The organism is Microcoleus sp. Pol17C6, assembly GCF_036701145.1.
Classification (GTDB): domain Bacteria; phylum Cyanobacteriota; class Cyanobacteriia; order Cyanobacteriales; family Microcoleaceae; genus Microcoleus.
Window position 1 is genome coordinate 18,418 of sequence record NZ_JAUBQH010000071.1, and the last position, 11,220, is coordinate 29,637.

Here is an 11,220-nt window from a genome sequence, read left to right on the forward strand (position 1 = left end):
AGAAGTCCGATGGAAGCCGCCAGAAGGAAGAGGTAATTCCTGAGAACTGGCACCTGACAACTGACAACGGGTTGGTATTAAATATCTAAACCCGTGACTGTTAAGTCGGGAGGATGTTCGACAACAAACTGGTAATATAACTCTTGCTTTGCTTGCGGGGGCAGAGACATTATCCATTCTAGCATTCCCATTTCACCTGCTACTATCTTCGGATTAGTGAGAGTCGATCGCACTTTAATTTGTTCATTGCGGCTGACTGGCAATTGTTCTTTTAGTGTCAGGTGTACCTGCACCTGATGCAAGTTTGTCACATTGAAGCGATAAGCGTAACTCGTGCGCCTCTGCTGACCGATCAGTTTTTTATCTACTTGTCTTTCCACTAATTCCCGCTGTATTTTTAACCGTTCATCTATTCCTAAATTAACTTTATATTCTTGCCCGGGGGAAACATTTTCTAACTGCACACGGCCGACAAAAGTGTTGTCGCGAAAGATATTTGCTTTACCGGGAAGCAGAGTTGCGCCTGTCAGCGGATTCACAACAACTGCTTGCAAATAGGCAAAACTGACTAATCGCGGAACGGCTATATATTCAGCCGTAAAGGGATAATTTTCGCTGAAAATCGTCACTTTGTGCGGTGTACCGTCGCTGGGAATCTTGGTAATTCCGCCTACTTGAAATGAGACTGTACCGCCTTCTCTGGATACTTGGGCTGTGGCTATTTGAGCTGCTATGGGCGCTCGTGTTATGGAGCGTGAACCGCCTGCAAAACCTTCAGATAATACCTCTTCTAGGTCTAAAAAATCATCCTCTGATGAACCCCTACCAAAAAATTGCTCGGGCTCGGTTTTATCGATATACCAAGGTTCTAGTTTTGGTGGGAGAGTTCCCATTCCGGGTTTTGCTGTAGATAAAGTCAGCGCTACTCCCGTCCAATCTTCGCCTGTATTTTGATTGACTTCGGCTAGGTAAGTGAGATTAATTTGGTTGTTGGTAGTGTTTACTCGCAAGTCGTAAAGGGGAGTCCAACGAGCTCGCGTGACTACATAGGAAACTTCTATTTCAAAATTGCCGCTGCCACTGGGTTCAATGGCAACAATGATGTTAAAACTTTGCTGCGAATGGGGAGTTTGTACTTGCCCCAACTGCTGCTGCAAAGCTTTTATTTGCTTGTCTATTTCGCGCTGCTGTTTTTCGTGTTGGGCGATCGCACTTACATATTTTAGGTAATTAGTTCCTAAAAAATTGAGCAATTCGCTAGTTTCGTTTAAACCTACCTGCTGTTTGGCGATGCTGCTAGAAAAGAAACCGACGCTTTTTTCGCTCAAACCTTCCACAAATTGGAGCTGAATTTTTCGGGCGGTTATTTTGTCGTTAATTCCCCGTCTTTGGGTTTGTAACTCCTTAATTTGTTGGGTTAATTCGGCAGTGCGATCGCCCACTGGTTCGCTGCTAAACACTCTTTCGCTTCGCACTCCCAAAAGTCGCACAGCAACTGTACCCACACCCGTAGCCCTGACTGACTCTGTGTCGAGGGTTGCAGGAACAGAGGCGATCGCCAATTCTCGCTCGTTTCCCGTCAGAGATACCGTACCGCGCCGCGTCACCAAAGCGCGATCGGTATAAACTGTAACTTCTGATATGCTAGTATTTAGTGTTTTAATGGTATCAGAATTAAGTATTTCTGAGTCAGTCATTGCCAATGGCTCCTATTTAATAACCGTTTAGTCGATCGAGCTATTTCAAAAATAGTTTATTGGTCAATTTTCCCGATCGCCCATTCCTCTAGAAAATTCCTCAAGCGCATCCAAAGGCGAAGCAAATAAAATGCAGCGTTTCAGCAAAGATAAGTCTAACTCTGGCAGCATTTCGCTGCTAGTAATGCGATCGTAACCTTCCTCTCGCAGATGGTAAAGCTCTAGAGTGCCATCTTCCCAAAACCTGACTTCCGGGACTCCCATCAGTCGGTATTTCTGAAGTTTAATCGGACTACCGCTAGTGATAACAATCTCAATACATAAATCTGGCACATCTTTAATAGTTCCGAAACAATAAGACAAATCTGCCTGATACTCGACTTGCTCTTCGACAATCTGACTGTAAGTACCGCTGGGAAAAAATACAATTATTCTTTGCAGAAAATACTGTCCCATTAGCAAGCCCATCAAACACCTAATCGCTTCATGCAACCTTCCAGTACCCACAATTTCTAAAACTCCCTCACAATAAAATAAGCGTACATTCGGCACGTCTTCAAAACCAGCTTGAATTGCCTTGAATTGATGCCATGTCACACCGCGCCAAGTGAAACGTTGTTCGATTGCGGGAGAAGTGGTTGGATTGTCTACAGTTTGAAGCATGATTGTTTTATTGATGTTCAAAATGGTAGCGCGGGAGTGGGCTGGTTTATGAGTTTACGAAATCGTTAGTTTTAGGAATTGATAATTGGTAAAACCCACCCCTACGTTTAATTTTAGCTCAGTGGCTCGATTCCTGCCAAATCCAAAATTTGAGGAATTAAATCTTCTCGTTTGACAGCCATCATGTGAACTCCTTGACAAATCTGCCGCGCTAGTTTGACTTGTTCTGCAGCAATTTTTATGCCTTCCTGCAAGGGTTCGGGAGCTTTTGCTAAACGATCGATAGTCTCTTGTGGGATGTGAACTCCCGGCACGTATTTTTGAATAAATTCAGCATTTTTAGCTGATTTAAACAAAAATATTCCTGCTAAGACTGGCTTGTTGCAGCCCGCTGCAACGTGGTGCATAAACTTATCCAAAACTTCAAAATCTGTAATTAATTGACTCTGAAAAAACTGTGCTCCAGCCTCTACTTTTTTCTCGAATCGACTTTGCAAACCAGACCAACTGGGGCATTGCGGATCGACTGCTGCACCTACAAATAAATCAGTAACTCCGTCGGTTAAAGGTTTGTCATTCCAGTCTTGACCACCGTTCATTTTTTGAATAACTTGCAATAGCCGAACTGATTCCAAATCGAATACACTTTTTGCTTTAGGATGGTCGCCGGCTTTGACGGGATCGCCTGTAAGTGCTAGTACATTGCGAATGCCTAAAGCGTGGGCTCCCATGAGATCCGCTTGCAGGCCAATTAGATTGCGATCGCGACAAGCAACTTGACAAATTGGCTCAATTCCGTGCTGCACTAAAATCGCCGAAACTGCTAGGGGGCACATTCGCAAAACTGCGCGACTTCCGTCTGTGATATTAATTGCATGAACTCTGTTTTTGAGGCGTTCAGCCATTTGAATTGTGTGAGTTATGTCGCCACCTTTTGGTGGGGCAACTTCGGCGGTAATTATAAATTCTCCGGGGGTGGTGCAGGCTGTGCGAAAACGGTTCATGATTATTTGTCTGTTATTGGTTATTTGTTATTTGACGGTTGACTATTGTAAGTGGGCAGTTGTCAGTGGGCAGTTGGCAGTTGTCATTTTTAACAACTAACCAAGAACAACTAACAACTAACAACTAACAACTAAACAGGTAAAGAATAACCGAAAGCTGTCTTCACCTTAGTTAGAGTTTGATTAGCAATAGCTTCTGCTTGTTCTCTTCCGCGACGTAGTACAGACTCTAAATATCCGGGATCGTCCATTATTTCCTTGTATTTATCCTGAATTGGTTTGAGGGCATTAATTGTCGTCTCTGTCAGCAAGGGTTTAAAATCTCCCCAACCCATGTTTTCACACTCTGTTGCTACTTCTTCCTTAGATTTGCCGGAAAGCAGGAGATAAAGTGTCAGCAAATTTCTAGCTTCGGGGCGATCGGGGTCGTCAAAAGTCAAACCCCGCACGGCATCTGTTTTACAGCGCTTGATTTTTTTGGCGATCGTATCTGGCGAATCCAATAAATTAATTCGACTTTGTTCGGAAGGGTCAGATTTAGACATTTTGCGCGTGCCATCTGTCAAACTCATTACCCTCGCACCGTCAGTCCGAATTAAGGGCTCGGGAAGTTTCAAGACTGGCTTTTCGGGTGTGCCGAATTGGTGATTTAATCTGATGACAATATCGCGGGTGAGTTCCAAATGCTGTTTTTGGTCTTCTCCCACTGGCACTTTGTCGGCATCGTAAAGCAAAATATCGGCTGCCATCAACACGGGATAATTTAGCAAGCCTGCATTGACATTTTCACCTTGTTTAATTGCTTTTTCTTTAAACTGAATCATATCTTCGAGCCAGTTAATCGGCGTAATACAGTTGAGCAGCCATGCTAGTTCTGTGTGCGCCGAGACGTGGGATTGCACGAAAATAGTAGAATATTCTAAATCGATGCCGCAAGCTAAATAGAGTGCGGCGATCGTGTAAGTGTCGGAGGCTAGAGTTGCTGGATTGTGCGGTGCGGTAATTGCGTGCAAATCGACTACGCAGAAGTAATTTTCGTACTGACTTTGACCTTCTACCCAGTTGCGAATTGCACCGAGATAATTACCGAGGTGAAGATTGCCTGTTGGCTGAACTCCTGAAAGAACGCGCTGTTTGCCCATGAGGAAAGAATAGAATTAAACTCACAGTTCTATATTGACACGTTATTTCAATTTCAGATCCTCTAATTTTCTGGCGGTTGACTGTTGACGGTTGACTGCTGACGGTTGACTGTTGACTGTTGACAACTAACAACTGACAACTGACTAATTACCAATCTGTCAGCAACCTTGCTTTGCGTAAAACAAATATCAGAACAGTTTCTTCGCCCGTAATAATATCGGCTCTGCCTTCCATTCCCGATTGAATCGAATACTGGCGGGGGACATTAGCCTGGGAGTTTCCGAAGAATTGGCCGTTGGCGGATTTGAGTTTTGTTAAATAAGTTTGTTCGGGCTTAATTGCCACTTCGTAATAAGCTGTACCTAAATTATTAGTGGGATTTTGAGTGGCGATCGCATCTGGGGCGATTTCGCTGACAGTTCCTTTTAATGTGCCGTAATCGGGAAAAGGCAAAGCCGAAATCCTGATCTGTACGGGTTGGCCGATTTGGATGCGGGCGATATCTTGGGATGTCACCTTGGCTTTGACTACCAGGGGTACGTCGCTGGGGACGATTTGGGCGATCGCGCTGCCGGCTTGTACGGTTTGACCAGTATTTCGTACTTCCAGTCTGAGAATTGTACCATCTGTGGGCGTGCGGATCACGCTATTTTCGAGTTTTAACTCAATTTGATTGAGTTCTTTTTTAGCTTGAATTAATTGTTGTTGAATGGAGGCTTGCTTGACGAGCAAAACCCGCCGACTTCTGCCCAGTCTCTCGGCGACATCGGGCAGCGATGTGGCGAATTTTACTAAAGCGGATTCGATTAATTCCTGTTGGGCGGAACTTTCACTTTGGATGCTTTTAAATTGGGCGCTGGCCAAAATTTGATTTTCTAAGTCGCGCAGTTGCTGGTTGATTTGCTGTGCTGCTGGTTGAGACTGATTAATTATTTCTTGTAACTGTTTTTTTTGATCGCTTAAACGCGAAGCGTCTATAACTGCGATCGCATCTCCTTCTTTTACTGTCTGATTCTCGCTGACAGCAATGCTTTCGACGGTTCCTTCTGTGGCTGCTTGCACGACGCGCACTTCTCCGGCTGGACGGACGATCGCGTCTGCTTTGACTGTAGCGCTGTATTTGGTGACGCTAGCGAGGGCGATCGCCCCGCCAAAGGTCGCCACCATCAAAATGCCACCCAAAGTCGTCCAGCGGCTGACAGGGGGCAAAAACTGGTCGTTATCAAAGGTTTCAGCGGGTGTGGCTTCGGGAGTGAGAGACATGGCGGCAAGGGGGAGAGGGGAATAGTTTGGAGTTTGGAGTTTTGAGTTAGGGGGAGGGAGAGATCGCTGATTTGTTTTGTCACTTTTACGATCAGCTTTCCGGAAACCAAGCATAGGTTTAGAAGTCTAAATCAAAATTCACAGGGTAAAGGTAAAAATCCGCACAGCTTTGCCGTTCCCACCCACAAACTTCGCCAAATATCAAGACGAGTGAAGCCAGCGGGCTACAGCCAGGAAAATATGGGATTTTTGCCATAACTTTTGGCGCTGTTACCGGGTTTTTACTGTATGCGTAGGTAGTAAGTAAGTACATAGGTATTAATAGGAGTTATTTATGTCAGAAAATCCACAAAATTCACTCTTCATCGAAGTAACCGATGGAGAATCTGCTACTGTCAACGGTGGCAATATTACCAGCGGTGTTAGCGGTGCTAAAAGCAACAGCGAGACGGATAACAGCAGCCGCGAGGGTCTTACTATGCTGTTTTTCCTGCCGCAGCCTAGCCAGCTTTATCTGTACGATCCGAGCCGCGATCGCCCTTACCCAACCCTAGTGGTTTAGATAGCTGAGTCAAGTTGTGCGATAAAGTAAATTTTGAAAATTTATCCGTAGTATTCCGGATGTCGTACAGGACTACAAGAAGTATTACTCAGTATTTACACGAGAATCTAGAAATTAAATAATATTTCTAGTTTCCCTTCAATTTTATTAAGTTAAACGGAGTCTAATCATGAAAGAAACAAAGGACAATTCACTGTTTGCTGAACTCACCCCTGAAGAATCAGCTAGCGTCAACGGCGGTCACTATTATGTCAATCGAGACAATTGTCACCGGCAGCGGCGCAGTTGGGTCGTGTACCGCCGGAATTGCGACGGTTCATACAGAAGAGTAGTCCGCTACGCCTACTACTAAAGTTTAGTGCTAGTCAATTCAGATCTATAACTGTGGAATCGAGAAAGCACCCATAACTTTATGGGTGCTTTTTGCTGATTGGGTAGTTGGTGATGAGTAATCTTCTTTATGCTCTACCATTATTCATTTTGCAAAATGTTAAAGAACATCCCTTTGATCGGCAAAATGCCATTATTCGGACAAGTTAACAGGTTTAAGAAATATCAGGTTGTTCTCCAGCAGAGCGAAGAAGATTGCGGGGCGGCTTGTTTGGCTTCGATCGCGAAATTTTACGGACAAAATTTTACTATTAGCCGCTTGCGAGAATGTGCGGGCACCGGCCAAAAAGGGACGACTCTGCTGGGCTTGAAACAAGGTGCTGAGGCGATCGGCTTTAATGCTCGATCCGTGCGAGCCGCGGCTGCTATTTTAGACCAAATTGAGGAAGCGCCTTTACCGGCAATTATTCACTGGAGCGGTTATCACTGGGTTGTTTTGTACGGAAAGCAGGGCGACAAATATGCGATCGGCGATCCGGCCGTCGGTATGCGCTATGTTTCCAAAGAAGAATTAGCTGCAGGTTGGACAGATTGGCTGTGCTTGCTAGTAGAACCCGATGCTGAGCGGTTTTTTGCGGCCGCAGAGGGCCAACCGCCCGCCAATTCCTTACAAAAATGGATGCGCCGGATTGGGATTTATCGCCCGATTTTAATGGAAGCATTTTTGCTGAATGTGGTGTTGGGTTTGCTGTCGATTTCTTCGCCTTTTCTCGTTCAACTGCTCACTGACGACATCCTGGTGCGGGGCGACAGACAACTGCTGGCGAGTGTGGCGATCGCAGTTATAGTTATGAACCTTTTTAGCAGCAGTTTAGGATTGGTAGAGTCGAACTTAATTGCTCAGTTTTCCCAGCGTTTAGAATTGGGATTGGTGATGGAATTTGCGCGCAAATTCCTGCGATTGCCTTTGAGCTTTTACGAAACCAGACGCAGTGGCGAAATCGTCAGTAGATTACAAGATATCCAAGAAATAAATAAATTAGTTTCTCAAGTCGCTATCAGCTTGCCTAGTCAATTTTTTATAGCTGTAGTTTCTTTTATTTTTATGTTATTTTACAGCAAGGAACTGACTTTAGCAGCTACAGCTATAGCTCTGTTAATGACTGCCTCTACAGTGGTATTTCTGCCCGTATTGCAGCAAAAAACGCGCAGTTTATTTGTGCTGGAAGCAGAAACTCAAGGCGTTTTAGTAGAAACTTTTAAAGGCGCGCTGACGGTCAAAACTACTACCAGCGGTCAGCAACTTTGGGAAGAATTTCAAACCCGCTTCGGTCGCTTAGCAAAGCTAACTTTCCGCACTACACAAATTGGAATTCTCAACAATATATTTTCTGGTTTTGTTGCCTCTGCTGGCAGCATTACTCTGCTGTGGCTTGGTAGCGGTTTGGTGATTGACAAGGTATTGAGTATAGGTCAGTTGCTAGCGTTTATTAGTATGAATCAAAACGTTACTACTTGGGTGAATTCGCTAGTAGGATTTACTGATGAAATGACTCGCGTGCAGACAGCTACTCAACGGCTGTCGGAAGTTATCGATGCTGAACCGGAAACTAAAGACGATACGAATAAACCTTTTGTAACTATTCAAGACCGCGACGGTATTGTTTGCAAGGGTGTTAATTTTCACTACCCCGGCAGACTTGACTTGCTGGAAAATTTTTCCGTTACGTTTCCCGGCGGTCAAGCAATTGCTTTAATCGGCAATTCCGGCTGCGGAAAAAGTACGCTAGCAAAAGTAATTGCGGGTCTGTATCCGCTGCAATCTGGTAATATTAGAATTGGCGGCTACAACTTACAGGATTTGTCTCTCGACAGTCTCAGACAGCAGGTAGTATTGGTTCCTCAAGAAGCGCATTTTTGGAGCCGTTCGATTCTCGAAAATTTTCGTTTGGGCAGTCCAGATATCAGCTTTGAACAGATTGTTAAAGTCTGCAAAATTGCGGGGGCGGATGAATTTATCAGCCAATTGCCGGATAAATATCAAACTGTTTTAGGGGAGTTTGGAGCGAATATTTCTGGCGGACAAAGACAGAGATTGGCGATCGCCCGCGCTATTCTCAACAACCCACCCGTATTGATTTTAGACGAATCTACCGCAGGGCTTGACCCCGCAAGCGAAGCGGAAGTTTTAGAACAATTGTTGATGTACCGACACGGGAAAACGACGATTTTTATCAGTCACAGGCCGCGAGTGATCGATCGCGCCGATTGGATTATCATGTTAGAACGCGGCCGATTGAAACTGCAAGGCTCGGCTGCAAAATTGCGATCGATTCCAGGAGACCATTTAGAGTTTTTGCATCCTTGAGCGAGTTAATAAAACAATAGGTTGAAATCTGTTGCTACACAAACAAAACCCGCCTGCGCGGTTCGACACCGAGTCAACAGTCAACTATCATTTCTGAGTGCAACCGGAATTGAGATCACTCATGACTAATAACTTCTCTAAGATTCTTGAGCCAAAGTACATCGATCGCACAATCCGAAAAACTCCAAAGTGTGATAATAAATTTTGAAAGAATGAGATTGTTGTAGTTGGCTTTCTAAGTGGTGGACGGGACATTCGTCGATCGTAATTGACGCGCCACATTCCAGACAAGTTAAGTGGTGTTGGTCTTGGTGGGCGGCACCGTAGAGAGACTCGCCACTCGCGAGAGTTCTGACGTGAACGAACCCCTCTCGCTTTAAACCGTCGAGGGAGCGGTAAACTGTTGCTAGGCCCATGCTTTGGTCGCTGTTACGCAGTTCTAAGTAGATATCTTGCGCTGAGAGCGATCGATTCAAGTGCTTGAGCAAGTGTAAAATACGCTCCTGACTGCGGGTGTGGTTGGTTCTCATAATTTTTTTCTCGAATCTGCTGGAATCACATCTGTCCCTATTTCTAGGCTATCTTACTTGGGCGAACCAAATGGCGATCGGCGCGCAGCTCGGTTGTAGAATACAATGGGGCTAACTTTCACATCACCTACCGCAACATTCCCGTGACTCAGAAATATCTTGCCCAAATCTATGTTACCCTCCGCCCTTCTGTTTTAGATCCCGCCGGCACTGCCGTACAGTCTGGTTTGCAACACATGGGATACGACAATGTTGAGCGCGTGCGTATTGGGAAATACGTTGAATTGACACTGACTGCTGCTGGTGAGTCGGAGGCACGCGAACAACTCGATCGCGTTTGCGACCAACTTTTGGCCAATCCAGTGATTGAAAATTATCGCTTTGATTTGACTGAAATTCCTGTTGCTGTGGAGACAGCGGCGGCATAAATGCGATCGTCCCTAGGGTCTTTTTAAACCCGGAGATCCCCCCTAACCCCCCTTAATAAGGGGGGGACAAGAGTGTTCAAAGTCTCTATTAAACACGCGGGAACTCGGAACACTCAAAGTCAACCCCTACTCCCCTTCTTAAGGGGGATTTAGGGGGATCAAGACTTCGATAAAAGGGAGAAAAATATAAGATTTTAGTCTTATGTTGACACCTCTTCCTTCTTCCTGACATCCGTTACATCCGTTACATAATCCGTTGCCGAACTTCCTTCTTCCTTCTTCCTTCAGCTTATGAAATTTGGAGTTATTGTTTTTCCTGGTTCAAATTGCGATCGCGATGTGGTGTGGGTGACTCAAGGGTTACTCCACCAACCGACGCGGATGATTTGGCACGAAGATACCGATATTTCGGATATTGATGTCATTGTAATTCCCGGTGGTTTCAGTTACGGAGATTATTTGCGGTGCGGCGCGATCGCCCGTTTTTCTCCGGCGATGCGGGCTACTGCGGAACACGCGAAACAAGGAAAGCTTGTATTAGGCATCTGTAACGGTTTTCAGGTGTTGACTGAAGCTGGCTTGTTGCCCGGTGCTCTGGTGCGGAATGCGGGATTGAATTTTATTTGCGATCGCGCTTCTTTGAAAGTCGAGCGGGGTAATACTCGTTGGACTGCGGCTTATACTACGGGTGAAATCATCGATTTGCCGATCGCCCACGGCGAAGGAAACTATTATGCCGATGCCGATACTTTAGCAGAACTAGAAGAGCACAAGCAAGTCCTGTTTCGCTACTGTACTCCGGCGGGCAAAATTAGCGATGCTGGCAATCCCAACGGTTCGTTAAATAATATTGCCGGTATTTGCAACCGCCAAGGCAATGTATTAGGAATGATGCCGCATCCAGAGAGGGCATCCGATCCGATGTTGGGCGAAACTGATGGAGTGAAATTGTTTCAAGGGTTGTTGATGGCAAGTGTTGCTGCTGTTTTGTAGTTAATATTTACGACATTGTTGTAGATACCGTAGGGTGCGTCAGTCTTGTAGGGATACTCGAAAATCTCGCAGCGACGCACCCTACAAAATTAAAAATGCTAAAATGATTTAAAAGTCAATAGATCTGAAAACAGTCCTATCGCTCTTTCATCACTTTAGCCATAGTATAATATTCCTGAAGTCATCAAATAGTTAAAATGTATGGTCGTACCCCGCCCAGCAGTCTCTACAGTCAGTTT

11 protein-coding genes are annotated in these 11,220 nt (G+C 45.2%); 5 read left to right on the forward strand and 6 right to left on the reverse strand.

Annotation, left to right across the window (positions count from 1 at the left end; translation table 11 throughout):
• Window positions 1-77: 77 nt before the first annotated feature.
• The 5 genes from QUA25_RS24975 to QUA25_RS24995 all read right to left on the reverse strand — a co-directional run bounded on the left by QUA25_RS24975 (window position 78) and on the right by QUA25_RS24995 (window position 5,770).
• Complete coding sequence (locus QUA25_RS24975) at window positions 78-1,697, reverse strand: mucoidy inhibitor MuiA family protein (RefSeq protein WP_333041998.1); 1,620 nt, start codon at window positions 1,695-1,697, stop codon at window positions 78-80.
• 63 nt (window positions 1,698-1,760) lie between these two features.
• Window positions 1,761-2,360, reverse strand: coding sequence for a Uma2 family endonuclease (locus QUA25_RS24980; RefSeq protein ID WP_333041999.1), 600 nt, complete (start codon window positions 2,358-2,360; stop codon window positions 1,761-1,763).
• 113 nt (window positions 2,361-2,473) lie between these two features.
• Window positions 2,474-3,364 carry a methylenetetrahydrofolate reductase gene (locus QUA25_RS24985; RefSeq protein ID WP_333042000.1) on the reverse strand — a complete coding sequence of 297 codons (891 nt, stop codon included), beginning with the start codon at window positions 3,362-3,364 and terminating at the stop codon, window positions 2,474-2,476.
• 131 nt (window positions 3,365-3,495) lie between these two features.
• The gene (gene trpS / locus QUA25_RS24990; RefSeq protein ID WP_333042001.1) at window positions 3,496-4,506 is read right to left on the reverse strand and encodes a tryptophan--tRNA ligase; all 1,011 of its coding nucleotides are present in this window, start codon (window positions 4,504-4,506) and stop codon (window positions 3,496-3,498) included.
• Window positions 4,507-4,654: 148 nt separating this feature from the next.
• Window positions 4,655-5,770, reverse strand: a complete 1,116-nt coding sequence (locus QUA25_RS24995) for an HlyD family efflux transporter periplasmic adaptor subunit (RefSeq protein WP_333042003.1) — start codon at window positions 5,768-5,770, stop codon at window positions 4,655-4,657.
• Between the two features lie 334 nt (window positions 5,771-6,104).
• On the opposite strand from QUA25_RS24995, the gene QUA25_RS25000 reads away from it, so the two are divergent.
• The 3 genes from QUA25_RS25000 to QUA25_RS25010 all read left to right on the forward strand — a co-directional run bounded on the left by QUA25_RS25000 (window position 6,105) and on the right by QUA25_RS25010 (window position 9,030).
• Window positions 6,105-6,332: a secretion protein HlyD gene (locus QUA25_RS25000; RefSeq protein ID WP_333042005.1), complete on the forward strand. Its 228-nt coding sequence runs from the start codon at window positions 6,105-6,107 to the stop codon at window positions 6,330-6,332.
• A gap of 169 nt (window positions 6,333-6,501) precedes the next feature.
• Entirely contained in the window at window positions 6,502-6,684 is a 183-nt protein-coding gene (locus QUA25_RS25005; RefSeq protein WP_333042006.1) for a hypothetical protein, read from the forward strand.
• A gap of 135 nt (window positions 6,685-6,819) precedes the next feature.
• On the forward strand, window positions 6,820-9,030 hold the full coding sequence (locus QUA25_RS25010) for a peptidase domain-containing ABC transporter (protein ID WP_333042007.1): 2,211 nt from the start codon (window positions 6,820-6,822) through the stop codon (window positions 9,028-9,030).
• 137 nt (window positions 9,031-9,167) lie between these two features.
• On the opposite strand, the gene QUA25_RS25015 is transcribed toward QUA25_RS25010, so the two are convergent.
• The gene (locus QUA25_RS25015) at window positions 9,168-9,560 is read right to left on the reverse strand and encodes a Fur family transcriptional regulator (RefSeq protein ID WP_333042008.1); all 393 of its coding nucleotides are present in this window, start codon (window positions 9,558-9,560) and stop codon (window positions 9,168-9,170) included.
• A 143-nt stretch (window positions 9,561-9,703) separates the two neighbouring features.
• Between QUA25_RS25015 and purS the strand changes: the two genes are divergently transcribed.
• Both purS and purQ read left to right on the forward strand, forming a co-directional pair.
• A complete protein-coding gene (gene purS / locus QUA25_RS25020; protein ID WP_333042010.1) occupies window positions 9,704-9,988 on the forward strand; it encodes a phosphoribosylformylglycinamidine synthase subunit PurS in 285 nt (94 codons plus the stop codon).
• 291 nt (window positions 9,989-10,279) lie between these two features.
• The gene (purQ, locus tag QUA25_RS25025; RefSeq protein WP_190655996.1) at window positions 10,280-10,981 is read left to right on the forward strand and encodes a phosphoribosylformylglycinamidine synthase subunit PurQ; all 702 of its coding nucleotides are present in this window, start codon (window positions 10,280-10,282) and stop codon (window positions 10,979-10,981) included.
• Window positions 10,982-11,220: the final 239 nt, after the last annotated feature.